Source organism: Streptomyces sp. NPDC051561, assembly GCF_044454195.1.
Classification (GTDB): domain Bacteria; phylum Actinomycetota; class Actinomycetes; order Streptomycetales; family Streptomycetaceae; genus Streptomyces.
The window spans coordinates 787,676-811,092 of record NZ_JBITDM010000001.1 but is presented as its reverse complement, the minus strand read 5'-3'; the positions used below and the strand labels follow the sequence as shown (position 1 = coordinate 811,092).

The window sequence follows — 23,417 nt, the reverse complement described above, 5'->3', positions numbered from 1 at the left end:
ACCCATTGCAACGGCTTGTTGCATTCACCTTCAGCGTCATTGCATCAATTTCCCTTACTTCAAATGGAGTTACGCACTTCTTGCAATTGCGGCGGACCCGAATGCAACGTAGCTTTCGAGACACGTTAAACACGCTCTATCGCGAGATGAGGAATGGTCATGGGTGAAGTCACGGGTGAAGCCACGAGTGAAGCCGTCCACACCGTCCCGGCCCTGCCCACGGAGCGTCGGCCCGGCTGCCCCTTCGATCCGCCCGCCGAGCTCATCGAGGCCCAACAGCACGGCTCCGTCAGCCGGTTCACCCACCCCGGCCCCGGTGGCAAACCCGGCTGGATGATCACCGGGTACGACCTGGTCAGGTCGGTCCTGGCCGACTCGCGGTTCAGCGCGCGCAAGGAGCTGATGAACGTCATCGACTACGAGCTTCCGCCCGCCCCGCCCGGCGAGTTCCTGCTCACCGACGAACCCGTGCACAGCCGCTACCGCAAGCCGCTGATGGGCAGGTTCACCGTGCGGCGGATGCGGATGCTCACCGAGCGGATCGAGCAGATCACCGCCGAGTGCCTGGACGCGATGGAGGCGGCGGGTCCTTCGACGGATCTGGTGACCGCGTTCGCCAAGCCCATCCCCACCATCATCATCTGTGAGCTGCTGGGGGTCCCGTACGAGGACCGGGCGTCCTTCCAGGAGCAGATCGACACCTTCATGGGCGGCGAGACCAGCGACGAGGAGCTGATCGCGGCCTACACCGCGACCCAGGAGTACCTGGCGAAACTGGTGGCCGCCAAGCGCGCGCACCCCACCGACGACGTACTCAGCGAACTCACCGACAGCGACCTCACCGACGAGGAGCTGAAGGGCATGAGCCTGATCCTCCTCGCGGCCGGCTTCGACACCACCGCCAACATGCTCTCCCTGGGCACCTACGCCCTCCTCCAGAACCCGGCCCAACTGGACGCCCTGCGCACCGATCCCGGCCTCACCGACCGCGCCGTGGAGGAACTCCTCCGCTACCTGAGCGTCGCCAAGTCCTTCATGCGCACCGCCCTGGAGGACGTCGAGGTGGGCGGCCAACTGATCGAGGCGGGCACCACCGTCGTCCTCTCCAACCACGCCGCCAACCGTGACCCCGCCCGCTTCACCGACCCCCACACGCTCGACCTCCGGCGCCAGGACGGCGGCCACGTCGCCTTCGGCCACGGCATCCACCAGTGCCTCGGCCAGCAACTGGCCCGGGTCGAGATGCGCGTCGCCTTCCCCGCACTCTTCAAGCGCTTCCCCACCCTGCGCCTGGCGGTGCCGCCGGAGGAAGTGGTCCTGCGGCCGGAGCTCGCGGACATCTTCGGGGTGCGGAAGCTGCCGGTCACCTGGGACGCGTGAGCGGGGGCGGGGCCCGGAAGGCCCGGCCGTTCCTACGCGGGTGACGTGCTCGTGCCCTGTTCCGCGCGGTGTTCCTGCGCGGGTGTTCCTACTCGGGGGTTACGCGGGTGTGCCGGGCGCGGGTGTGCCGGGCCGCAGCGGTAGGTGCGTGGCGAGTTGCCCCCACTGGCGTACCGGCGGGGAGCCTGGCGTGGCGGTCACCAGGTGGAGGGCGACGTGGTCGGCTCCGGCGTCGAAGTGCTCCTGGACGCGTTGCGCGATCACCTCGGCGGAACCGTGGGCCACCACCGCATCGACCAGTCGGCGGTCGAGTGCGTCCGGGTGGGTGTGCCCGAGCCCACGGAGCAGGTCGCGGCGGTTGGGCAGGGCGGCTGCGGCCGTGGTGCGGGCCAGGCCGACGGTGGCCGGGGCTGCGGTGGCCGGGGCTGCGGTGGCCGGGTGGTCGTGGTCCGGGTGGTCGTCGTGGTCCGGGTGGTCGTCACCGAGCACACAGAGTTGGGTGACGGCCAGCAGGGGGTCGTCTCCGAGGAGGGTCCTGGTGGCCCGGGTGTACTCGACGGGCATACCCAGCACCATTGCGCCCAGGGTGCGTTCGGCGGCGAGGCTGAGCATCGCGGGTTCCAGGGCGGCGAGTACGCGGCGAGGTGAGGCCCCCGTGCCGGGTGGTCCGAACGGGGCGCTGTCCAATGCGTCGAGATAGCCGCGCATCGCGGCCGGCGCCGGGCCGTAGCGATGGCCTCGGATGTCCCGGGCCAGGCTGGGGTGGCTCTCCCACAGACCGAGCAGGAACCGCCCCGGGAACGCCTCCTCCAGGGTGCGCTGCCCGGCGGCGGCCGTGACCGCGTCGCGGGCGTAGATGTCCGTCATACCGGAGGCCACCGTGAGGTGCCGGGTGGCGGACAGCAGGATCGCCGCCTGCGCCATCGCCTCGCGTCCCATGGTTTCGGGGAACCACAGGGCGGTGAACCCGAGTTCCTCGACCACGGCGGCGGCCGCACGGATCTCGGCTGCGGTGAGCTGGTCGAAGTCCGACGCCCAGATCCCGACGCGCCCGAGGCCGTGGGCGCGGTCGCGGGCACTCATGCGTCCTGCCCGACGGTACGCGCGTCCCCGAGGCCGATCGTGCCCACCACCACAACGGCTCTCTGTCCCAGCTCCACAGTCATCTCCGTCTCCCCCACTGCACCCATCACACCCATCACACCCATATCGAAGAAGGAGCCTCCCCCTAAACGGGGCACCCCTCCGTTTCTCGTTCGCTACGATATGGAGGGCCACCCCGTTTATCAAGCCGTCAGGAGTTCCCCGTGCCCGAGGACGCCGCCGCCCCGCCCGGCCGGCCCATGCGGGCCGACGCCCGCCGCAACGCCGAGAAGATCGTGGCCGCCGCCGGAGCCCTGATCGCCGAGCACGGTGCCGACGCCTCCCTGGAGGAGGTCGCCCGCCGCGCCGGAGTCGGATCCGCCACCCTGCACCGCCGCTTCCCCTCCCGGCAGGCGCTCCTGGAGGCGGTCTTCAAGGACCGGGTTCAGGCCCTGTGTGCGAAGGCGGACGACCTGCTCACCGCACCGGACCCGGGCCAGGCCCTGTCCACCTGGCTGCACGCCGTCGCCACCCATGCCGTGACCAACCGGGGCCTGGGCGCCTCCCTGATACAGAACGGCGACCCGTCCCTGGGCGAAACCTGCCACGCCATGATCACCACCGCCGGAGGCCCCCTCCTCGCACGCGCCCGGGCGGCAGACGCCGCGCGCGCCGGAATCACCATCGCCGCACTGCTGAAGCTCGTCGGCGCCATCGCACTGGCCACCGAGCGCGACCACGACGGTCCGGCCGAGGCCGGCCTCCTGCTGGCCATCGCCATCGACGGCGTACGCACGCGCTGACCCGGTTCCGCGGGCGGGGCGCGGGAGGAACCCGCCCCGGAACGTTGCCGGTTGCGACGTACGGCAACACCCCCGGCCCGGACAACGGCCCACCTGAGCCGGGAAGGGTCCGTTGCCGGACCGGGCGTCCGGATCAACGGGCACCGAGCAACGTTGCCAGTCACCGATTTCCGGGACGCGGTGGGCCGTCCGTCCAGGATGCTGTTTCCACTCCGGAGGTTCGTCCGGGGTGGGGACACGGCCGGCAAACGGTCGTTGGCCGAAGAGGACACCTGGTGAAACGTCCACTGTTGTCGATGAGGGCCGCAGTTCGCAGGACCACCGGCGGTGACGGCCATGGGTGAGCTGCGACCGCTGGCCGAGGGCCTGAGTGAGGAATCCAGCGCGCTGGCACAGGCGCTGCGGGAGATGTTCTGCGGTCTGGACGTGTCCGTACGCCGGTACGCCAGCCGCCGTTTCCGGGATGCCGGCACGCTGTCGCGCTACCTCGGCGGCACCCGCGTACCCCCGTGGGAGGTGGTCATGGACCTGTTCACCGACCTGGCCGAGCACTGCGGTACGCCGCCCACGCCGGAGGCGATCGAGTGGGTACGCCGGCTGCATCGCGCCGCCGTGGAGACCAGTTCCTCGCCCCGGCACGCGATGGAGCTGCTGGAGCGGCAGCTCGCGGACGCCGACCGTTCCGCCCGCCGCTCGTCCGCCCACGGGGACGTACTGGGCGAGGCATTGCTTCAGCGCCAGCACCGGATCGCCGATCTGGAGGTGCGGCTCAACCAGCTGGAAGCGGACTGGTACGCGGAGCGGAGCAGGGCCGACGCGCTGGAGGCCGGGGCGCAGGAAGCCATCCCGGATGTGGCGGACCTGCTGCTGGAGCGCAGCGCGCTGCGGGCGGAAGTCAGCCGTCTGGCAGGCGAGCTGGAGGAGGTTCAGGCGCACCGGGAGCTGGCCGAGAAGCGCTGCGAACTCCTGGAGCGCCAGCTGGAGACGATCGAGGCGGCGGGCGCGCTCGGCGACCCCGAGGTGAAGGTGCCGGAACCCGAGCCCGATCCCGTCGTGGTGCCGCAGGCCATGCCCAAGGTGCTCATCGTGGACGACCAGCCCGACAACCTCCTGGCCATGACCGCCGTACTGGCCACCCTCGATCAGCCGCTGGTGGCCGTCTCCAGCGGGCGCGACGCGCTGAAGGCACTGCTCGACAACGACGACTTCGCGGTGATCATCCTGGATGTGCAGATGCCCGGCATGGACGGCTACGAGACCGCGGCCCACATCAAGCGCCGCAGCCGCAACCGGGACATCCCCATCATCTTCCTGACCGCCATGGGCACCGACTCCGAGCACTCCGCCCGGGGTTACGCGGCCGGCGCGGTCGACTACATCGGCAAGCCCTTCGACCCGTGGGCGCTGCGCGCGAAGGTCTCGGTCTTCACGGACATCTTCCTGGAACGCCGGTTGCGCGAGGGGGGTAAGTAGCGCGTACGGGAGGGGAGTTGACCCGCCGGTGTCCACCCAACCGGCCCTTCTGCCCCACCGCCGCGTCCGCTCAGCCGCGATCGGTGTGCAGGACCCGGAAGCGGGCCGGCTCCGCCGGATCCCGGTCGACGATCCCCACGGGCGCACCTGCCCACTGCCACACTCCGATGCCCGGCACCCGGGAGAACCCGATCCGCCCACGGGTGCCGTCGACCTCGACGTCCGGCCAGGCGCCGGCGACGGCCGCCCGGTCCGTGCCGTGGGTGCGCAGTACGTCGGCGAGGACGGCGACCGTGTCGTACCCCTCGAAGGCGACGAAGGAGGGCTCCTCTCCCAGCCGCTCCCCCAGGGCCGCCCCGACCCGGGCACCGAGCGGGGTCAGCCGCTCGGGCAGGTAGCGCAGGAAGGGGATCGCGGTGCCGTCCTGTCCCAACAGGGCCTTCCAGGAGGGAAGTTCCGGCTGGCCTGCCGGGGCGCCCAGCACGATCTCGGCGAGGCGCCGGTCGCGGCGGACCGCCCGGACGATCGGCACCGCCGGTTCCGGGTGGCCGACGAGCAGGAGCAGGGCCGTCGCGCGCCCGTCGGCGAGGGCGTCGCACACCGCCTCGGGACCGAGCGTGGTCGTGTCGAGTTCGGTGACGGTGCCACCGTGCGGGGCGAGGTGCTCCCGGAGGACGCGGGTCCCGGATGCCCAGTAGACGCTCGGCTGGGTGGCGACGGCGATGCGGCGGTGGCCCGCGCCGAGGAGGAAGTCCGCGTAGATCCGCCAGCCACGGGACTGCGGCGGGGCGAGCCGTGCGACCCGGTCGGAGGGCTGTCCGGTGAGCCCGTCGAGCACCGCCGACGAGCAGAGGTACGGCAGACCGAGGGCGTCGGCCCTGGTGGCGGCGGTACGGGCGACGACGCTGTGGTACTCCCCCGCCAGTGCGGCCACGCCCAGGCGGGCCAGTTCCTCCACGGCCGCCGCGGCCTTCCCGGGGTCGGCCGCGGTGTCCCGGACGACGAGTTCGAGTGGCCGTCCGGCGATCCCACCGGCGTCGTTGGCCTCGCGCACGGCCAACTCCATTCCGGCGAGCAGATGCTGCCCCGCCTCGGCCCAGCCGGGCCGGGTCAGCGGGGCGAGAGCGCCGATGAGGACGGGGCGCGTCGGGGTCGTGGTCATGCCGGCCATTCCATCCGCCGTGATCACCTCCGGGCAACCGGATAAGCGCCTGTGGCCCAACCCGCGGAGACGTGCGTTCACCCCGGGATCGACCGGGCTTCACCCAGGGGTCGCCCCACGTTGCGGACAGGTGCGGAGCATGACGGGTGTTGCTGTGGGGGCCCACCCGTGGCTCCGTACAAGGGAGTTCCGATGAATCCGCTGAATCCGCGTCCGCTGCGCCGGCCCGCCGCCGTGGTGCTGCCGCTCTCCGCCGCCCTGGTGTTCACCACGGTGGTGGGAAGCGCCGGTGCGGCACCGGCAGGGCACCACCAGCGTCCCCAGCCCCGGGTGGTCTCCACCTCGACACTGCCGGACATCCCGCTGGGCACCTTCAGCAACCGCCTGCTGCCCGGCACGGTCGGCAACGACCGCGGGGTGAACCTCGGCGGGATCGGCAGCGACCTCTACCCGGCCGGGCGGCACGGCGAGTACTGGACCGTCACCGACCGCGGCCCCAACGGCCAGATCGAGGTGGGCAAGGACAAGCGGCGCACCTTCCCCGTCCCGGGCTTCAACCCGGCGCTCGTGAAGGTCCGTACCGTCGGTGGCCGGGTCAAGGTCCTGGAGTCCGTACCGATCACCACGCGCTCCGGCAAGCCCGTGACCGGCCTGCCCAACCAGGCGGGCCGCGACGAGGCCCCGTACAACCACAACGCCACGACCCCGCTCCCCTACAACCCCAACGGTCTGGACACCGAGGGCTTGGTCCGGGACCGCGACGGCAGCTTCTGGCTGGTCGACGAGTACGGGCCCTCGCTGGTCCACATCTCCGCGCGGGGGCGGGTGCTGGCGCGCCACGTGCCCAGGGGCCTGAAGCTGACCGGCACGGACTACCCGGTGGTCGAGTCGCTGCCCGCGGTCTTCCTCAAGCGCAAGATCAACCGCGGCTTCGAGGGTCTCGCCCTGCTGCCCGACGGTGACCTGGTGCTGGGTCTCCAGAGCCCGCTGCTCAACCCGGGCAAGGCGGCCGGCGAGGAGTCCCGTACGACACGGCTGGTGCGCTTCTCACCACGGAAGGAGCGGGTGACGGCCGAGTACCTCTACCGCTTCGACCCGGTCGGTGTCGTCGAGCCCGGCCAGACCAAGACCTCCGAGCTCAAGATCTCCGCACTGGTCGCGCTCGGCGGCGACCGCCTGCTGGTCCAGGAACGCACCGACAAGTCCACCCGCCTGCACGAGGTGCGGCTGCGGCGGAGCTCGGACATCCTCAACTCGCGCTGGGAGTCCGCCACGGCCCCTTCGGTGGAGCAGCTGGCCGACCCGGCGGCGGCCGGTGTTCCGGTACTGCCCAAGCGCCTGGTGGTGGACCTGAACAAGGTCAAGGGAGTGCCCGGCAAGATCGAGGGCATCGCGGTCGAGGGCTCGTCGACGCTGGTGCTCCTCAACGACAACGACTTCGGGATGTCGGACGGCCCGGGCGCCTTCGACGCGAAGGGCCGTCTCGTCGACAGCGGCATCGAGACGACTCTCGTACGGGTGCGGCTGCCGCATCGGCTGCGCTGACGACGGGGGCGGGCCGGGGCGCACGAGGTTGCCCCGGCCTCAGTTCGCCCGGCCTCAGTTCTCCCGCCCTCAGCTCCCCCGGCCTCAGCCGAAGTTCCACGAGACCGTGTTGCTCAGGTCGACGACGGTGGCGAGTACGACGAGGTCGGCGACGCCGAGGGTGAGGCCGAGCCAGGCACGGAAGCGGCGGGTGGTGCCGCGGCGCAGGGCGAGAGTGGCGAGCACCAGGGCGGCCGGGCCCAGGATGACGTTCATGACGAGGAGCCCGACGAGGCCGAGCACGAAGGCGGCCACGGCCATTCCGTCGGCGTCGCGCAGACCGGTGGGGCGACGACGGGGGGCCGGGGTGGGCTCGGTGCTGGTGCGGTCCGTGCTGGTGCGGTCCGCACTGGTGCGGTCCGTGCTGGTGGCATCGGTGCGGGCGGGAGCGGTGAGCTGCATGGTGAGTTCCTCTCTCGGTGAGGTCGTGGGGGATGTCAGCGGTGCCGGCGTTCCCGGACGGCGAAGATCAGCAGCCAGCCGACGATGAACGCGGCGGCGACCAGGGTGACGGACAGCGGTGCGTGGGCGACCGGGCCGAGCAGAACGCCCAGGAGCAGAAGTACGGCGACGAGTGCGATCACGACTGAACACCTCACAGAAGAGGGTGAGTTGACGGGTTGAGTGAACACTTGTAGTTACAGTTGTCCACTGAACCACACCCCCACACTTCCCTTCCTCGGAGAACGACTGTTTACTGAATGACATGAGTCACACCGCCACAGACCGCACCCCCGGCCACCCCGCCGCCCCCACCCCGCACCCCCCGGCGACCGCAGGCTCCCGCCAGGCCCAGAAGTTGAGGACCCGTCAGGCGCTGATGGACGCGGCCCTCGGCCTTCTGGAGCACCAGAGTCTGAGCAGTCTCGGCCTGCGCGAGGTGACCCGCTCGGTCGGCCTCGCCCCGACCGCCTTCTACCGCCACTTCAAGGACACCGCCGAACTCGGTGTCGCCCTGGTGGAGGCCTCGCTCGGCAGCCTGCACGGCGCGATCCGCGCCAGCCTGTCCGCCCCCGACGCGGACGACAGCGACGCCCGTATCGCCCTCACGGTCGACCTGATCGCCGACCTGGTGCGCTCCTCCCCCGCCCATGTACGGTTCATCGCCCGCGAGCGGCACGGCGGTGTACGCCCCGTCCGCGAGGCGATCGCAGCCCAACTGCGGCTCTTCGCCGAGGAGGTCGCCGACGCCCTCGGCGCGCTGCCGGACTCCACGGGCTGGTCGCGCGAGGACCTGGTGATGCTGGCGGGCGTATACGTCGACCACATGGTGATGACCACCTCCGCCTTCCTCGACGCACCCCCCGAACTGCGGACAGCCACCGCCGAACTGGCCCGCCGCCAGCTCCGCCTGGTCAGCCTGGGACGCCGCCACTGGCTCGACGACGTCACCGGCAAGGACGTATCACCGCACTAGGACGGCGGGTGCGAACGCCCCGTCCGGGGTCGCGGCTACGTCACGGGGTCGAAGATGTCGGGGGACAGGCGGCGGGTGAGAAGGCTCTGGGCGAGGTCGGGCAGGGGCTGGTCCCGCGCGGCGGCGTGGGCGCGCAGACGCAGGAGGGCTTCTTCCAGGGAGACATGGAGTTCGGTGGCGAGGAAGCCGGTGGCCTGGTGGACCTCGGCGCGGTAGAGCCGCAGGCCGGTCTCCTCGTCCGCGTTGGCCAGGTCGCTGGGCAGGAGGAGGAGGCTGCGCAGGCTGCGGGCCAGGTGGTGCAGATCGCGCTGCTGGGTGGGGGTGAGGGGGCCGGGGGTGGTGCGGTAGCCGGTGAGGACGCCGATCAGGGCGGCGCCGAGCCGCAGGGGCCGGGTGAAGACGGCGCGGAGCGGGGTGCGGGCGGCGGCCGGCAGGAAGAGGGGCCAGCGGGCCGGGTCGACGGCCAGCACGTCCGGTGCGTCCAGAAAGAGGCCGTGCTGCGCGGATTCCAGGGTCGGTCCGTCGCCCAGGGTGTACTGCAGGGTGTCCAGGTCGGCGCCCAGCCCCCTGCCCGGGTCGCACCACAGCAGTTCGAGGTGGCCGTCGCGAGCACGCAGGTTCAAGGTGACGGCGTCCAGGCCGAGCAGGCGGGCGGCGCCGGGAGCAGGAGGGGAACCCGGACCGTTTCCGTTGCGCGCGGCCCGGTGGACGCGGGCCAGGAAGCCGGCCGGGCCGTCGTGGGGCGAGGGGGCGCCGCCCGAGGCGTAGTCCCCTTTGGCGCGGACCATGTCAGCGTGCCGTATCGAGTGCGGCCGGGATGGTTCCCCCCGCCACCTCGGCGGCGAGTTCGGTGAGTTTCTGCCGGCCGGAACGGGCATGACTGCGCAGCAAGGTGAATGCCTCTTCCACGTCGGTGGCCAGGCGGGAGGCGAGTACGCCCTTGGCCTGCTCGATCACGATGCGGGATTCCAGGGCTGTCTCCAGCTGGCCGATGATCTCGTCCTTGGTACGCAGCGTCTGCCGGTGGTGCAGGCAGATCCCGGCGGCATCGGCCAGCACCTGCGCCAGGCTCAAATCCTCCCGCGTCGGTACGCGCCCGGAGCTCATCAGGTTGACGGCGCCGAGCGGGTACACGGGGGTGCGCAGCGGCACGGCGGCGACGCTGGTGATGCCGGCGTGCAGCGCACGGTGGGTGAAGCGGGGCCAGAGCCGGCTGCTGGGGTGCGCGGCGCGCAGCAGGACCGGGGCCAGCGGCCGGCCGGTGCGGGCGGCGTCCAGGCAGGGGCCTTCACCGAGTTCGAGCTGGTCTTCTTCCAGGCGTCGGCACGTTTCGTCGGAGGCGGTGAGGTAGTCGACCTCTCCGGCCTCGTCGAGGATGGTGACCCCGGCCGAGCGTATGCCCAGCAGGCTGACCGTGTGTGTCGTCAGGTCATGCAGCAGTTCCAGGATGTCGAAACCGTCCGCGCGCGAGGCAAGGTCGAGCACTTTCTGGGCCGCGAGGACGTCACGAGGCGTGACAGACATCGAAAGTCCGTTCCGGCGCCTTCCAGGCACGCATGAACGAGCGGGGGCCGGGCCCGTGGATAACGCACCGTGAGGCGCGCCGAGGTAGGGCTGGCTGCAGAGAGCCGGGATGTGCCCGATGGCGGAAGGATCCGGTCGCCTCGATTCGCGTTGCCCGCCCGAGCCGCCGCTGTGACCGGATCCCTCCGGTCGGGGCAACTCACGGTACGTGGCCCAGCGTAGCCCCCCCGACCGGCGAAGCTCCGGTTTCGGAGGCGACGATTCAGCCGTTCATCGGGAAGTGGCGGCTTGTGGATCTACGTCGGCGCCACCCCTGCGGGAGTTCGATGGCGGCGATCGTGCCGGTCATGTCGGCTACGGAGGTCACCCGCTCCGGCTGGTCACCCGGGTAGTGAGGAAGTCCAGCAGGGTGGCGTTGAAAGCGTCGGGCTGTTCCACGCCGGGCAGGTGTCCGGCCTTCTCGATGACGGTGAGGGTCGCGTGGGGTACGAGGCGGTGGATGGCCTCGGCGGCGGCGACGGGGGTGTAGACGTCGTCCCGACCGACGACGATGAGGACGGGTGTACGCACCGCCGCCAACGTGTCGCCGTAGTCCGGGCGTTCGGCCCGCCCGCGCAGAGCGGCGGCGGCCCCGCGGGGGTCGGTGGCCCGCATCATGTCCAGGACGCGTGCGGCCACCTCCGGCATGGCGGCGACGTTGTAGTCGGCCAGCATCTTGTCGATGACCTCACCCGCGTACCCGTCCATCCCCTCGGCGAGAACCCGGTCGGCCAGACCGTTGCGGAAGGCCTTGCCCTCGTCGGTCTCGGCGGGGAAGGAGGAGTCGGAGAGGACCAGGGCACGCACCCGGCCGGGGTGGCTGCGCTGGATTTCCATGGCGATCTGGCCGCCCATGGAGACCCCGCCGATCACCGCCCGCTCGATGTCCAGGTGGTCGAGGAGGGCGACCAGGTCCTCGGCGAGGTCGGAGAGGTACACCTTGCCGGGGGTGACGCCACTGTCGCCGTATCCGCGCAGATCAGGGGTGATGACCCGGTATCCGGCCGCGATCAGCGCGGTGGCCTGGGGTTCCCACAGGGTGCGGTTGAAGGGGTGGCCGTGGATGAGGAGGACGGGCAGGCCGGTCGAGGGGCCGCGGTCGTCGTGGTGGAGGGTGGCGCCGCGCAGGTCGATGGCGTTCATGGAGCCGACCCTATGTCCGAACCCGTGTCCGAATCCTGTGAACCGTAAGGCCCGGACCACGCCACGCGCGAACTGCCCTGTCCGGACCGCCACAGCCGGACAGCCACACCCGGACAGCCACACCCGGACAGCCATGTCCGAACCGCCACGCCCCCCATGGCCGAACCCCCACGCCCCAAGCCCGCGTTATGACCATTCGCTATTACCCGGATCCTCCGCCCTTCGGCACCCTGGGGCCACCGACCCCCACACACGCCCCTCGGCGTCCCCCACGAAACGAGGACCCCATGCGAATAACCCGGCTGGCCCCCGCCCTCTTCGCCGCCGCCGCGACCGTCGTCGCCCTGCTCTCCCCCACCGCGGCGGCCGCCGCCGCCCCTGCCCCCGCCCCCACCACGCAGGCCACCCAGCCCATCATCGGCGGCGGTTACGCCAGCAACGCCCCCTGGGCCGCCCGCCTCCTCTCCAACGGCAGAGAGACCTGTTCGGCGACGATCATCGCGCCCACCTGGATCCTCACCGCCAAGCACTGTGTCTCCGGCGGCGGTCTCTCCTTCCGCATCGGCAGCCTCGACCAGCACAGCGGCGGCACCCTGGCCAACGGCGTCCAGACGTACACCCACAGCTCGGACCTGGCGCTGGTCCGTCTCGACCGGTCGGTGCAGGGGACGTACTCCCGGCTCGGGCAGCCCGGTTCGGTGCAGGTCGGGCAGAGCGTGCAGGTGTACGGGTGGGGTGCCACCTCGCAGTGCGGCTCCGAGATCAACTGCCAGTCGCGGTATCTGAAAGTGGCCAATGTGACGGTGACCGGTGGCTGCGGTGACGCGTACGGCGGCTCGGCGATCTGCGCCCGGCGCGGCAACGGCATCACCGCCGGCGGCGACTCCGGCGGCCCGATGACGGCGGGCGGCGTCCAGGTCGGCGTCGCCTCCACCAGCGACCGCCAGACCACCACGGCGTACACCAATGTGACCGCCTACCGCTCCTGGATCCAGTCGATCGCGGGCGTGTGACCGCGGGCCGAACCTGATCGACCGGGCCCCGCGCCTTCTCGTCCGGAAGGCGTGGGGCCCCCTTTCCCCGGCACCCCGGGGGGCGGCAAGATCGACGCATGCCTCCGACACCCGCACTTCAGTCACCCACCTACGAAGACGTCCGGGCCGCCGCCGCCCGCATCGACGGCCACGCCCACCGCACCCCGGTGCTGCGCTCCCGCCTGCTCAATGAACAGCTCGGTGCGGACGTGGTGTTCAAGTGCGAGAACTTCCAGCGGATGGGGGCCTTCAAGTTCCGTGGCGCGTTCAACGCCCTGTCCCGGTTCTCCCCCGAGCAGCGACGGGCCGGAGTGATCACCTACTCCTCCGGCAACCACGCCCAGGCGATCTCGCTCTCCGCCCAGCTGCTGGACATTCCGGCCACCATCGTGATGCCCCACGACGCACCCGCCTCCAAGGTCGCCGCCACCAAGGGGTACGGGGGCCAGGTCGTGACGTACGACCGCTACTCCGAGGACCGGGAGGAGATCGGCCGCGCGCTGGCCGAGGAGCACGGGTACACGCTGATCCCGCCGTACGACCACCCCCATGTGATCGCGGGTCAGGGCACCGCGGCCAAGGAGCTGTTCGAGGAGGTCGGCGAGCTGGACGCGCTCTTCACGCCGATGGGCGGGGGCGGGCTGCTGTCCGGCTCGTCGCTGTCGGCGGGGGCGCTGTCGCCGGACTGCCGGCTGTACGGCGTCGAGCCGGAGGCGGGCGATGACGGCCGGCAGTCCTTCCGTACGGGTTCCATCGTGCACATCGACACCCCGAAGACCATTGCCGACGGTGCCCAGACCCAGCACGTGGGCACCTGGACCTTCGACATCTTCCGCCACCGGGCCACCGACATCCTGACCGCCACCGACGCCCAACTCATCGACGCCATGCGGGACTTCGCCACCTTCATGAAGATCGTGACCGAACCCACCGGCTGCCTGGGCCTCGCCGCCGTACGCGAAAGGGCGGACCAGCTGCGCGGGCAGCGGGTCGGCGTGGTCATCAGTGGCGGCAACATCGACCTGGACCGGTTCGCCGCACTGGTGGCCTCTTGAGAGCCGGCGCCCGCACCACCCCTTGACCCCTGCTGGTCCAGACCAATAACGTCCGCTCATGCGTCGAAGACTTCTGCAAGGGTCGGCCCTCGTCGCCGCCGCCTGTGTCACTTCGCTCCTCGCCACTCTCGCGCCCACGGCGAGCGCCGCGCCCACGCCCGCACCCACTCCGGCCGCCGCGCCGGAGCAGGGTGCGGGCCACGGCTCCCCGCCCTCCCTCAAACGGATCGGGTACTTCACCCAGTGGGGGGTGTACGGCCGCAACTTCCAGGTCAAGGACCTGGACACCAGCGGTACGGCAGCCCGTCTCACCCACCTCAACTACGCCTTCGGCAACGTCGACACCTCCGGCAAGTGCTTCCTGACCCCGCAGCCCGGGGAGAGCGACCCGTGGGCGGACTACCAGCGCCCGCTGGACGCCGCGACCTCCGTCGACGGCACCGCCGACACCGACACCCAGACCCTGGCCGGAAACTTCAACCAGATCCGCGAGCTGAAGGCCAAGCACAAGAACCTCAAGGCCCTCATCTCACTGGGCGGTTGGTCCTGGTCGACCAACTTCTCGGACGCCGCCCTCACCCCCGCCTCCCGCAAGGCCCTCGTCACCTCCTGCATCGACCTCTACATCAAGGGCAACCTGCCCAAGGACGGTGTGCGCGGCGGCGACGGTTCGGCCGCCGGGGTCTTCGACGGCATCGACATCGACTGGGAGTGGCCGGGCTCGGCCGGTGACACCGACACCGTCTTCCGCCCCGAGGACAAGAAGAACTTCACCGCGCTGGTCCGGGAGTTCCGCACCCAGCTCGACGCCTACGGCAAGCAGCAGCGCAAGCACTACGAGCTGTCCGCGTTCGTGCCGACCGCCGAGGAGAAGATCGACGCGGGCTTCGAGGTCCGCAAGATCATGAAGGACTTCGACTTCGTCAACCTCCAGGGGTACGACTTCCACGTCAGCGGCGAGAAGAAGACCGCCCAGCAGTCGGCCCTCTTCGCCCGCGACGACTTCAGCGTGCACGGCACCGTGCAGTCCTGGCTGGAGCGCGGCGCCCCGGCCCGCAAACTCGTCGTCGGAATGCCCTTCTACGGCCAGGGCTGGACCGGCGTCACCGGCGGCGGCAACGGCCTGAACAAGCCCGCCACCGGTCCCGCCCCCGCACAGTGGGCGGCCGGCTACGCCGACTACAAGGAGCTGAAGCCACTCGCCCGGTCGGGGGCCTTCAAGGTGCACCGCGACCTGCTGCGCGGCCACGCCTGGCTGTTCGACGGTACGACCCTGTGGACGTACGACGACCCGCTGGTCCTCACCACCAAGGCGGCCTACGTCCGCGCCCGTGGCCTGGGCGGCGCGATGGCCTGGTCGCTGGACGGCGACACCGCCGACGGCGAACTGATGCGGGCCCTGGACCGGGGGCTCGGCCGCTGACCCGCTGACCGACTGCCCCTCCGACCCACTGCCCGTCTGACGGCGCACACCCACACCGACACCACCCACCCGGCGCCTCCTCGCTTCCCCCCTCAGAGCCTGTGTCTAAACCGGGGAAAGGCGGGGAGGCGTGCCGTGTCGCGCCCCCACTCCACCCGCCGTATTGCTATTTGTCGCTCTATGACCTTTTTGGTCCTTGGCCATTTCGTTCTCGCTCTCTGCGCCGCCCCCCTGGTCCGCCGGTGGGGACCGCGTGTCTTTGCGGTGCTCGCGATTCCGCCCGCCCTGGCGTGCGGCTGGGCGCTCTCCCGGTGGGACGACGTGGTGGCGGGGCGGCCGGTCACCGAGGCGTGGACGTGGATCAGGACGTACGACGTCGAAGTGGCGTTCCGGCTGGACGCGCTGTCGTTGCTGATGGTGCTGCTGGCCGCCGGGCTCGGGGCGCTGGTACTGCTCTACTGCGTCAGCTACTTCGATGCCGGGGACCGGCGACTGGGACCGTTCGCCGGGCAGTTGCTGGGGTTCGCGGGGGCGATGCTGGGGCTGGTGCTCGCCGATGACCTGATGGTCCTCTATCTGTTCTGGGAGCTGACCACGGTCCTGTCGTTCCTGCTGATCGGGTACGACAGTCAGAAGCGCGGCGGACGCCGCTCGGCGCTCCAGGCGCTGATGGTGACCTCGGTGGGCGGGCTCGCGATGTTCGTCGGGTTCCTGATGCTGGGGAACCTGGCCGGGACGTACCGGATCTCGGAGATCCTCGCGGCGCCGCCCGCACCGGACACGGCCCTCTCGGTGGCGGTGGTGCTGATCCTGTGCGGGGCGCTGGCCAAGTCGGCGATCTGGCCGCTGAGTCTGTGGCTGCCCAACGCGATGGCGGCGCCGACCCCGGTCAGTGCGTATCTGCACGCGGCGGCGATGGTGAAGGCCGGCGTGTATCTGGTGGCCAGGCTCGCGCCCGCGCTCGCGGATGTCGCGCCGTGGCGGGAGACGGTGCTCACCCTGGGGACCGCGACCATGCTGCTCGGCGGTTGGCGGGCACTGCGGCAGAACGACCTCAAGCTGCTGCTGGCCTACGGCACGGTCAGCCAGCTGGGTTTCCTGATGGTGCTGGCGGGCGCCGGGACGTACAACACCGCTCTCGCCGCCGTCGCGATGATCCTGGCGCACGCCCTGTTCAAGGCCCCGCTGTTCCTGGTCACCGGTATCGTCGAACACACGGCCGGGACCCGCAATCTGCGCCATCTGTCGGGGGTGGGGCGAGCGCTTCCGTGGGTGTGCGCGGTGGCGGTGGTGGCCGGGGCGTCGATGGCCGCGCTGCCTCCGCTGCTCGGGTTCGTCTCCAAGGAGGCGGCGTTCGGTGCCCTGCTGGACGGGAGCGTGAGCGAGCGGTGGGCGCTGGCGCTGATCGTGCTCGGCTCCGCGCTCACGACGGCGTACACCCTGCGCTTCCTGTGGGGGGCCTTCGCGCGCAAACCGGGCCTCGCGGACACCCCGGTGCACCGGGTGCCGTTCGGATTCCTGGCACCCGCCGCCGTGCCGGCGCTCGGCGGTCTGGTGCTGGGGCCGGGGATCGGCCGGACGGCCGGGCTCTTCGAGGCGTACGCCGCCCAGTACCCGGCCCCCGGACACCCCTACCACCTCGCCCTGTGGCACGGCTTCGGTACGGCGCCGGCGCTGTCGGCGGTGGCCTGGGGGCTCGGCGCCGCGCTGTTCGCGCGGCGCGGGCAGGTGGCGGGGCTGGGGCGGCGGATGGCGTGGCCGTCGGCGGAGCGGGTCTTCGACGCGACGGTGCTCGGGCTGGAGCGGGGCGCGCTCCAGCTGACCGGGGCGGTGCAGAAGGGCTCGCTGCCTTCCTATGTGGCGAACGTGATGTTCGTGATGCTGGCCGGGCTCGGTGCGGTGTTCCTCATCGACCGGCCCTGGCGGGAGGGGCCGCCGCCGCCCCGGCTGTGGGACACCCCCTGGCAGGCCGTGGTGGCCGCGCTGACCTGCGTATGTGCCCTGCTGTGTCTGACGGTTCAGCGGCGGATGCAGGCCGCGGTGCTGGCCGGGCTCACCGGGTACGGGACGGCTCTGCTGTACGTGGTGCACGGGGCGCCCGATCTGGCACTGACCCAGTTCGGTGTGGAGACGGTCTCGACGGTGGTGCTGGTTCTGGTGCTGCGCCGGCTGCCGCTGTTCTTCGGCGACACCGCCAGGCGCTACCGCCGGGTGGTGTCCATGGTGACCGGGCTGCTCAGCGGTCTGCTGGCGGCGGGCGCGCTGTGGCTGGCCGCGGGCGCGCGCACCGAGGCCCCGGCCGGGGCGGCCATGGTGGAGGCGACGGCGGAGCACGGGCTCAAGGACGTGGTGGCGACGATCCTCGTCGACTTCAGGGCCTGGGACACGATGGGTGAGTCCGCGGTGCTGGCGGCGGCCGTGGTGGGGGTGAGCAGCCTGTTGTACATGTACAGCGGGCGGCGGAATCCGGATGCGCCCAAGGCGTGGGCGCCGGTGGTGGCGGGGGACGGAGCGGGAGACGGGGCCGCTTCTGCCCTCCGGGCCCGGCCCCCCGCGCCGGATGCGGAGCCGGCTCCTGAGCCGGGCCCGGCCCCGCCCTCGACCCCCTCGCAGAACCACGACGCCGCGCCCGAGCGGGACTGGCTGGCGGCCGGTGGGACGCTCGACCCCCGGCACCGGTCGGTGGTGTTCGAGGTGATCGCCCGGCTGGTCTTCCATCCGATCCTGGTGCTGTCGGTGTATCTGCTGTTCTGCGCCGAGAACCTGCCCGGCGGTGGTTTCGTCGGCGGGCTGGTGGCGGGAATCGCCCTGACGATCCGTTACCTGGCGGGCGGGCGTTACGAGTTGGAGGCGGCCACCACCGTACGGCCGGGCGTCTTCCTCGGATTCGGCCTCGCCCTCTCGACCACCGTCGCGCTCGCCGGTCTGCTCGACGGGACCGTGCTGCACGCCTGGTCCTGGCACGGACATCTGCCGCTGATCGGCGACTGGCACGCGAGTACCTCCGTCGTCTTCGACCTCGGGGTGTATCTGCTGGTGACCGGAGTGGTGCTGGACACGGTCCGGGCGCTCGGCGCCTGGACGGACCGGGGGACCGAGGACGCGGCGGCCCCCGCGCTCGCCGAGGAGGAGGTCCGATGACCGTCAGCGCCTCGCTGCTGATCTGTGCCGTCGTACTGACCTTCGTCGGCGCGACACTGATCTTCACCCGCAGCCTCACCCGGGTCCTGATGGGCATCATCATCTGCGGCAACGGCGTCAACATCCTGGTGCTCGCCGCCAGCGGGCCAGCCGGAGTGCCCCCGCTGCTGTACCCCGGGGCGGCACACGACGAGGTGAGCGACCCGCTGCCGCAGGCCATCGCGCTGACCGCGGTGGTGATCACCCTGGCCACCACGGCGTTCGTACTGGCCATGGCGTACCGCAGCACCCGGCTGACCGGCTCCGACTTCGTACCGGACGACCAGGCCGACCGCAGGGTGGCCCTGCGGTCCCAACTAGCCTCCGAACGAGCCCAGTTGCGGGCCCGGGCCCATGCCGGTGACCCGGACCGGCGCTCCGTGCGCGAGGTGCTGCGCGAGCAGCGGCGCCGGATCCGCAACGACCGCGCGTACCAGGCGCGGGACGCGGACTACTCCGACGACGTATGGGACGACGTGCTGGGAGCGGACCCGCCGCGCAGCGGGGGCGCGCAGGGCGGCCCGACCGGGCCGCCCGACACCTCCGGCCCGCCCGACACCTCCGGCCCGCCCGACACCTCGGGCCCGTCCGCCACACCCGGCCCGCCCGACACCTCCGGCCCGTCCGACACCGAGGAGTCCCGGTGAACGCACTCGTCCCCCTGCCCGTCGTGCTGCCGCTCGCGTGGTGCGGGTGGTCGGTGGTGATCGGGCCCCGGCTGGTGCGCTGGCAGCGGTGGATGTCGGTCGCCCTGCTCACGGTGGTGCTGGCCGTCGACGTGATCCTGCTCGTCCAGGCGGACCGTCACGGGCCCCTGGTCTCGCACCTCGGCGACTTCACGCCGCCGCTCGGCGTGACGCTGGTCGCCGACCGGCTCTCCGCGCTGATGCTCACCGTGTCCGGCGCGATCACACTGCTCGTGCTGCTCTACGCGATCGGCCAGGACGGGCCCTCGTCCGGCCCCCGGGCGCAGTCGTTCTTCCACCCCGCGTACCAGATCCTCACCGCAGGGGTGTCGCTGACCTTCCTCGCCGGGGACCTGGTCAACCTCTACGTCGGCTTCGAGATCATGCTGATGGCCAGCTTCGTGCTGATCACCGTGGGCGGCACCGAGGCCCGGCTGCGCGCGGGCTCCACCTATATGATCGTCTCACTGGTCTCCTCCATGGTGTTCCTGACCGGCATCGCGGTGACCTACGCCGCGGCCGGCACCGTCAACCTCGCCCAGCTCGCCGTGCGGCTGGCCGAACTCCCGCTGGGCGTACGCACCTTGATCGAGGTGCTGCTGCTCACCGTGTTCGGTGTGAAGGCAGCCGCCTTCCCCGTCTCCGCCTGGCTCCCCGACTCCTACCCGACGGCACCCGCCCCCGTCACCGCCGTCTTCGCGGGCCTGCTCACCAAGGTCGGCGTCTACTGCATGATCCGCACCGAGACCCTGCTGTTCCCCGGCAACCGCCTCTCGGGCGTCCTGATGGCGGTGGCCGTCGCATCGATGCTGGTCGGCATCCACGGTGCGGTCGCCCAGACCGACCTGAAGCGGCTGCTGTCGTTCACCCTGGTCAGCCATATCGGCTTCATGCTGTACGGGCTGGCGCTGGGCAGCCGGGGCGGGATCGGCGGGGCCATCGTCTACACCGCGCACCACATCACCGTACAGACCACTCTGTTCCTGACCGTGGGACTGCTGGAACGGCGCTACGGATCAACGGAGTTGACCCGCCTCGGCGGAGTGATCCGGTCCGCCCCGCTGCTGGCCGTGCTGTGGTTCGTACCCGCGCTGAACCTCGCCGGAATCCCACCGCTGTCGGGGTTCCTCGGCAAGCTGGGGCTGTTGCAGGCGGGTGCCGTCGACGGCGGGACCTGGGCGTACGCCGGGCTCGCGGCGGCCGCGCTCACCAGCCTGCTCACGCTGTACGTCGTCACCAAGGTGTGGAACCTGGCCTTCTGGCGCACGGCACCGGCACCCGACCCCTGCGAACCGACGGGCACCACCCCACCGGAGGACACCGCAGACCCGGCCAACACCACAGATCCGGCTGACACCACCGACCCGGCCGACACCGCTCGATCCTCGGCCCCCTCCCCCGGGCCGACCCTTCCGGTACGGCAGCGGGCCGGCGCGACCATCACCGCGTGCGCCACCACCACGGTCGCCACCACCGCCACCACGTCCGCCACCAGCACCGTGCCGGAAGCCCACGTCCCCCGGCTGATGACGGCGGCCACCGCGACCGCCGTCGCACTCGGCCTCTCCTACACCCTCCTCGCCACGCCGCTCATCGGCCTCGCCGACCGCTCCGCCGGTGAACTCCTCGCCCGTACCCCCTACATCGAGGCGGTACTCGGACCATGACCGCGCCTGTCCCCCCACCCCTGCCCACGCCCCCGGACGCCGGCCTGCCCTCCACCCCCCGCTCACTGCTGCGCCGTCTCGATGCGCCGCTGATCGGCTGGCTGGCCGTGATCTGGATGCTGCTGTGGTCCGGGCCCTCCTGGGGCAACCTGTTCTCCGGCGTGCTGGTGGCCGTGGTCCTCTGCCTGGTCTTTCCGCTGCCGCCGGTCGAACTCGGGCTGCGGCTGCGCCCGTTGAGCATCCTGCGGCTCGCCAAGTACCTCCTGATCGACATGACCCTGGCCGGCCACGCGGTGGTCCTGCTCGCCTGGTCCGGGCGTCCGCAGCCGGCGGCGGTGGTGCGGGTGCCGCTGCGCTGCCGTACGGACCTGATGCTGGCGGCGACCGCGGTCGCCGTCTCCAGCGTGCCCGGCGGTGCGCTCGTCGAGGTCAACGCGGCGACCGCCACCATGTATCTGCACGTCACCGGCGCGGACGACCCGAGGACGGTGGCCCGCACCCGCCAGGACGTATGGCGGCTGGAGCGGCTGGTGGTGAAAGCCTTCGGCACCTTGGAGGAATGCGACCGTGTCCGCCGGGAGCCGCCCCCGGTCGAACCGCCGCCCCCCTCCCCCGCCACCGGAAAGGCGCCCCGCCCATGACCCAGGTCACCACCGTCCTGCTCAACGCCGCACTCGTCGTCCTGGCGCTCGCCGGGGCCCTCCTCCTGGTCCGCGTCGCCCGCGGGCCCTCGATGCTGGACCGGGCGGTGGCCGTCGATGTGGCGGCCGTGCTGATCATCGCCGGGATCGGGGTCCAGGCGGCCATGACCGGAACCCGCTACTACCTCTCGATCATGCTGGTGCTGTCCTTCCTCGGCTTCACCAGCTCGGTCGGCATCGCCAGGTTCATCGCCCGCCGGGACCGCCCCACGGCCGCCGAGGAGCGCGCATGAGCAACTGGTCCCGGGCCGCCGACCTGGTGAGCTCCGTGCTCCTCCTCGGCGGCGCGATGAGCTGCCTGAACGGTGTCGTCGGCATGCTCCGGCTCCCCGACGTCTTCACCCGGAGCTACGCCGCCACCAACCCGCAGACCTTCGGCATGCTGCTGCTCGTGGCCGGCGTCGCCCTCCGCCTCCGCTCCACCTTCGACCTCGGCACCCTGGCGCTGGTCGCCTTCTTCCAGCTCCTCACCAGCGCGGTCGCCGCCCACCTGGTCGCCCGGGCCGCGTACCGCACCGGTCTGGTCGACGAATGCCCTCTGCTCTACGACGAGTTGAAGGACAGCCCGCCCAAGTAGGGGCCCTCACCTGGCTGGCCGGGCTGGCTGCCCGGGCGCGAACCGGGTCAGACCAGTTCGCCCGCCCGTGCCACGATCCGGCCGCCGTGCACGACCATGTCGCGCTGCGGCATGTCGACCACGACCTGCGGGGTGCATTCGGCGCGCAGCAGCATGAAGTCGGCGGGGGCGCCGGGCTTGAGGGTGGCGCGGTCCAGGTGCATGACATCGGCGCCGCCGTGCGAGCCGACGGTGAAGCAGTCGTCGAGTTCGTCGTCGAGACGGACGTCGGTGACCCAGCCCAGAATGTGGGTGCGGTGCAGCATGTCGGCGTTGCCGAAGGGGCTCCAGGAGTCGCGGACGCCGTCGGAGCCGAGGCCGACGCGGACACCGTGCGCCTTGAGCTTGGCGATGGGCAGGACCAGGGATTCGTTGGGGGCGACCGTGGTGAGGGCGATGTCGAGGGCGCCGAGGTCGGCGGCCATGGTGTCGAGGCCGGCCTCGGAGAGCTTGGTGAGGCAGAAGACGTGGCTGACCGTCACCTTGCCGTGGAGGGAGAGGGCGCGGGTGCGTTCGATGATGCCGCGCAGCACCTTGACGCCCCTGTCGTCGCGGTCGTGGAGGTGGATGTCGACGCCGACGTCGTAGCGGTCGGCGAGACGGAAGACCAGGTCGAGCTGCTCGTCGAGGGCGTTGTCGAAGCTGATCGGGTCGATGCCGCCGATCATGTCGACGAGGCCGCTGCGGGCCGCGTCCTCCAGGAGCTTCGCGGTGCCGGGGGTGCGGATCACGCCGTGCTGGGGGAAGCCGACGATCTGTACGTCGAGGGCGTGGGCCAGGCGTTCGCGGGCCTCGGCGACTCCTTCGAGCCCCTTGAGGCCGTACGCCGGGGCGACATCGGCGTGGGCGCGCATGGCGCGGGTGCCACGGGTGACGGCGTGCGCCATCAGCCCGTACGCCCGCTCACCGACCGAGCGGGGCTCGGTGCGGAAGACCTCGACGTCCTGGGCGCAGTAGTCGGCGATTCCACTGGCGGGCTTGCGGGTTATCCACTTGCCGCCCCAGGTGGTCTTGTCGGGGTGGATGTGCGCGTCGACCAGGGTGGGCAGGGCCAGGCGGCCGCCGCCGTCGATGATGCGGGCGTTGCGGGGTGCGGGGCGGTCGCTGATCCGGCCGTCGATCACGGTCAGGTCGACGGACTTCTCCGAGCCGTACGGGCGTACGTCGCGGAAGACGGCGGTGGTGCCGCGGTGGCGGTCGGCGCCGCGGCCGGACCCGGCCGTACCGGCGGAGGCGGCGGTGGCGGCGGAGGCGGCGGAGGCGGCGGAGGCGGCGGTGGCGGCCGAGCCGAGGACCGCACCCGTACCGGCGAGGGAAGCGGCGCCGGCGAGAACGCCTCGGCGGGAGAGCGGAGGGACCATGGGGGGACTCCTTACGGAGGGAAGCGGGTGGCGGATGACGACGCGGGGCAGCGAACGTCGGACCGCACGAGAGACTCCCGCTTTTG

22 protein-coding genes are annotated in these 23,417 nt (G+C 71.5%); 14 read left to right on the top strand and 8 right to left on the bottom strand.

The features are described from left to right. Window positions 1-159 precede the first annotated feature (159 nt). Window positions 160-1,380, top strand: a complete 1,221-nt coding sequence (locus ACIA73_RS03740; protein ID WP_399436605.1) for a cytochrome P450 — start codon at window positions 160-162, stop codon at window positions 1,378-1,380. 99 nt (window positions 1,381-1,479) lie between these two features. Here the strand turns inward: ACIA73_RS03740 and ACIA73_RS03735 are convergent, their stop codons facing one another. Further along, complete coding sequence (locus ACIA73_RS03735; RefSeq protein ID WP_399436604.1) at window positions 1,480-2,463, bottom strand: LLM class flavin-dependent oxidoreductase; 984 nt, start codon at window positions 2,461-2,463, stop codon at window positions 1,480-1,482. Between the two features lie 224 nt (window positions 2,464-2,687). Between ACIA73_RS03735 and ACIA73_RS03730 the strand changes: the two genes are divergently transcribed. Both ACIA73_RS03730 and ACIA73_RS03725 read left to right on the top strand, forming a co-directional pair. Then, window positions 2,688-3,266, top strand: coding sequence for a TetR/AcrR family transcriptional regulator (locus ACIA73_RS03730; RefSeq protein WP_399436603.1), 579 nt, complete (start codon window positions 2,688-2,690; stop codon window positions 3,264-3,266). A 336-nt stretch (window positions 3,267-3,602) separates the two neighbouring features. After that, on the top strand, window positions 3,603-4,739 hold the full coding sequence (locus ACIA73_RS03725; RefSeq protein WP_399436602.1) for a response regulator: 1,137 nt from the start codon (window positions 3,603-3,605) through the stop codon (window positions 4,737-4,739). 70 nt (window positions 4,740-4,809) lie between these two features. Here the strand turns inward: ACIA73_RS03725 and ACIA73_RS03720 are convergent, their stop codons facing one another. Further along, a complete protein-coding gene (locus ACIA73_RS03720; RefSeq protein ID WP_399436601.1) occupies window positions 4,810-5,901 on the bottom strand; it encodes an ABC transporter substrate-binding protein in 1,092 nt (363 codons plus the stop codon). A 192-nt stretch (window positions 5,902-6,093) separates the two neighbouring features. Here ACIA73_RS03720 and ACIA73_RS03715 point away from each other — a divergent pair, with 192 nt between their 5' ends. Continuing rightward, a complete protein-coding gene (locus ACIA73_RS03715) occupies window positions 6,094-7,446 on the top strand; it encodes an esterase-like activity of phytase family protein (protein ID WP_399436600.1) in 1,353 nt (450 codons plus the stop codon). 84 nt (window positions 7,447-7,530) lie between these two features. Here the strand turns inward: ACIA73_RS03715 and ACIA73_RS03710 are convergent, their stop codons facing one another. After that, on the bottom strand, window positions 7,531-7,887 hold the full coding sequence (locus ACIA73_RS03710) for a DUF4190 domain-containing protein (protein ID WP_399436599.1): 357 nt from the start codon (window positions 7,885-7,887) through the stop codon (window positions 7,531-7,533). A gap of 35 nt (window positions 7,888-7,922) precedes the next feature. Next, entirely contained in the window at window positions 7,923-8,069 is a 147-nt protein-coding gene (locus tag ACIA73_RS03705) for a hypothetical protein (RefSeq protein ID WP_399436598.1), read from the bottom strand. 236 nt (window positions 8,070-8,305) lie between these two features. On the opposite strand from ACIA73_RS03705, the gene ACIA73_RS03700 reads away from it, so the two are divergent. After that, a complete protein-coding gene (locus ACIA73_RS03700; RefSeq protein WP_399436767.1) occupies window positions 8,306-8,902 on the top strand; it encodes a TetR family transcriptional regulator in 597 nt (198 codons plus the stop codon). A gap of 35 nt (window positions 8,903-8,937) precedes the next feature. Here the strand turns inward: ACIA73_RS03700 and ACIA73_RS03695 are convergent, their stop codons facing one another. From ACIA73_RS03695 to ACIA73_RS03685, 3 genes are all read right to left on the bottom strand, one after another. Then, on the bottom strand, window positions 8,938-9,690 hold the full coding sequence (locus tag ACIA73_RS03695; protein ID WP_399436597.1) for an ANTAR domain-containing protein: 753 nt from the start codon (window positions 9,688-9,690) through the stop codon (window positions 8,938-8,940). A 1-nt stretch (window position 9,691) separates the two neighbouring features. Beyond that, on the bottom strand, window positions 9,692-10,426 hold the full coding sequence (locus ACIA73_RS03690) for an ANTAR domain-containing protein (RefSeq protein ID WP_399436596.1): 735 nt from the start codon (window positions 10,424-10,426) through the stop codon (window positions 9,692-9,694). A gap of 363 nt (window positions 10,427-10,789) precedes the next feature. Further along, a complete protein-coding gene (locus tag ACIA73_RS03685; protein WP_399436595.1) occupies window positions 10,790-11,608 on the bottom strand; it encodes an alpha/beta fold hydrolase in 819 nt (272 codons plus the stop codon). Between the two features lie 287 nt (window positions 11,609-11,895). On the opposite strand from ACIA73_RS03685, the gene ACIA73_RS03680 reads away from it, so the two are divergent. The 9 genes from ACIA73_RS03680 to mnhG all read left to right on the top strand — a co-directional run bounded on the left by ACIA73_RS03680 (window position 11,896) and on the right by mnhG (window position 21,931). After that, entirely contained in the window at window positions 11,896-12,621 is a 726-nt protein-coding gene (locus ACIA73_RS03680) for a S1 family peptidase (RefSeq protein WP_399436594.1), read from the top strand. Between the two features lie 98 nt (window positions 12,622-12,719). Continuing rightward, a complete protein-coding gene (locus ACIA73_RS03675; RefSeq protein ID WP_399436593.1) occupies window positions 12,720-13,697 on the top strand; it encodes a threo-3-hydroxy-L-aspartate ammonia-lyase in 978 nt (325 codons plus the stop codon). A gap of 58 nt (window positions 13,698-13,755) precedes the next feature. Beyond that, window positions 13,756-15,120, top strand: coding sequence for a glycoside hydrolase family 18 protein (locus tag ACIA73_RS03670; RefSeq protein ID WP_399436592.1), 1,365 nt, complete (start codon window positions 13,756-13,758; stop codon window positions 15,118-15,120). A 180-nt stretch (window positions 15,121-15,300) separates the two neighbouring features. Then, window positions 15,301-18,261, top strand: coding sequence for a Na+/H+ antiporter subunit A (locus tag ACIA73_RS03665; RefSeq protein ID WP_399436591.1), 2,961 nt, complete (start codon window positions 15,301-15,303; stop codon window positions 18,259-18,261). After that, the gene (locus ACIA73_RS03660; RefSeq protein ID WP_399436590.1) at window positions 18,258-18,947 is read left to right on the top strand and encodes a Na(+)/H(+) antiporter subunit C; all 690 of its coding nucleotides are present in this window, start codon (window positions 18,258-18,260) and stop codon (window positions 18,945-18,947) included. Before ACIA73_RS03665 ends, ACIA73_RS03660 begins: the two co-directional genes overlap by 4 nt. Then, the gene (locus tag ACIA73_RS03655) at window positions 18,944-20,653 is read left to right on the top strand and encodes a Na+/H+ antiporter subunit D (protein ID WP_399436589.1); all 1,710 of its coding nucleotides are present in this window, start codon (window positions 18,944-18,946) and stop codon (window positions 20,651-20,653) included. Before ACIA73_RS03660 ends, ACIA73_RS03655 begins: the two co-directional genes overlap by 4 nt. Continuing rightward, entirely contained in the window at window positions 20,650-21,294 is a 645-nt protein-coding gene (locus ACIA73_RS03650) for a Na+/H+ antiporter subunit E (RefSeq protein ID WP_399436588.1), read from the top strand. Before ACIA73_RS03655 ends, ACIA73_RS03650 begins: the two co-directional genes overlap by 4 nt. After that, entirely contained in the window at window positions 21,291-21,587 is a 297-nt protein-coding gene (locus tag ACIA73_RS03645) for a monovalent cation/H+ antiporter complex subunit F (protein WP_399436587.1), read from the top strand. Before ACIA73_RS03650 ends, ACIA73_RS03645 begins: the two co-directional genes overlap by 4 nt. Further along, on the top strand, window positions 21,584-21,931 hold the full coding sequence (mnhG, locus tag ACIA73_RS03640; RefSeq protein WP_399436586.1) for a monovalent cation/H(+) antiporter subunit G: 348 nt from the start codon (window positions 21,584-21,586) through the stop codon (window positions 21,929-21,931). Before ACIA73_RS03645 ends, mnhG begins: the two co-directional genes overlap by 4 nt. A gap of 47 nt (window positions 21,932-21,978) precedes the next feature. Here the strand turns inward: mnhG and ACIA73_RS03635 are convergent, their stop codons facing one another. Then, entirely contained in the window at window positions 21,979-23,331 is a 1,353-nt protein-coding gene (locus tag ACIA73_RS03635) for an amidohydrolase (protein WP_399436585.1), read from the bottom strand. Window positions 23,332-23,417 lie beyond the last annotated feature (86 nt).

Bases quoted from the DNA above. Each gene is read 5' to 3' on its own strand.
- ACIA73_RS03740 (WP_399436605.1), top strand. From the start codon at position 160: ATGGGTGAAGTCACGGGTGAAGCCACGAGTGAAGCCGTCCACACCGTC.
- ACIA73_RS03660 (WP_399436590.1), top strand. From the start codon at position 18,258: ATGACCGTCAGCGCCTCGCTGCTGATCTGTGCCGTCGTACTGACCTTC.
- ACIA73_RS03710 (WP_399436599.1), bottom strand. From the start codon at position 7,887: ATGCAGCTCACCGCTCCCGCCCGCACCGATGCCACCAGCACGGACCGC.
- ACIA73_RS03635 (WP_399436585.1), bottom strand. From the start codon at position 23,331: ATGGTCCCTCCGCTCTCCCGCCGAGGCGTTCTCGCCGGCGCCGCTTCC.
- ACIA73_RS03680 (WP_399436594.1), top strand. From the start codon at position 11,896: ATGCGAATAACCCGGCTGGCCCCCGCCCTCTTCGCCGCCGCCGCGACC.
- ACIA73_RS03735 (WP_399436604.1), bottom strand. From the start codon at position 2,463: ATGAGTGCCCGCGACCGCGCCCACGGCCTCGGGCGCGTCGGGATCTGG.
- ACIA73_RS03725 (WP_399436602.1), top strand. From the start codon at position 3,603: ATGGGTGAGCTGCGACCGCTGGCCGAGGGCCTGAGTGAGGAATCCAGC.
- ACIA73_RS03685 (WP_399436595.1), bottom strand. From the start codon at position 11,608: ATGAACGCCATCGACCTGCGCGGCGCCACCCTCCACCACGACGACCGC.
- ACIA73_RS03670 (WP_399436592.1), top strand. From the start codon at position 13,756: ATGCGTCGAAGACTTCTGCAAGGGTCGGCCCTCGTCGCCGCCGCCTGT.
- ACIA73_RS03715 (WP_399436600.1), top strand. From the start codon at position 6,094: ATGAATCCGCTGAATCCGCGTCCGCTGCGCCGGCCCGCCGCCGTGGTG.
- ACIA73_RS03700 (WP_399436767.1), top strand. From the start codon at position 8,306: ATGGACGCGGCCCTCGGCCTTCTGGAGCACCAGAGTCTGAGCAGTCTC.
- ACIA73_RS03645 (WP_399436587.1), top strand. From the start codon at position 21,291: ATGACCCAGGTCACCACCGTCCTGCTCAACGCCGCACTCGTCGTCCTG.
- ACIA73_RS03720 (WP_399436601.1), bottom strand. From the start codon at position 5,901: ATGACCACGACCCCGACGCGCCCCGTCCTCATCGGCGCTCTCGCCCCG.
- mnhG (WP_399436586.1), top strand. From the start codon at position 21,584: ATGAGCAACTGGTCCCGGGCCGCCGACCTGGTGAGCTCCGTGCTCCTC.
- ACIA73_RS03665 (WP_399436591.1), top strand. From the start codon at position 15,301: ATGACCTTTTTGGTCCTTGGCCATTTCGTTCTCGCTCTCTGCGCCGCC.
- ACIA73_RS03650 (WP_399436588.1), top strand. From the start codon at position 20,650: ATGACCGCGCCTGTCCCCCCACCCCTGCCCACGCCCCCGGACGCCGGC.
- ACIA73_RS03675 (WP_399436593.1), top strand. From the start codon at position 12,720: ATGCCTCCGACACCCGCACTTCAGTCACCCACCTACGAAGACGTCCGG.
- ACIA73_RS03695 (WP_399436597.1), bottom strand. From the start codon at position 9,690: ATGGTCCGCGCCAAAGGGGACTACGCCTCGGGCGGCGCCCCCTCGCCC.
- ACIA73_RS03690 (WP_399436596.1), bottom strand. From the start codon at position 10,426: ATGTCTGTCACGCCTCGTGACGTCCTCGCGGCCCAGAAAGTGCTCGAC.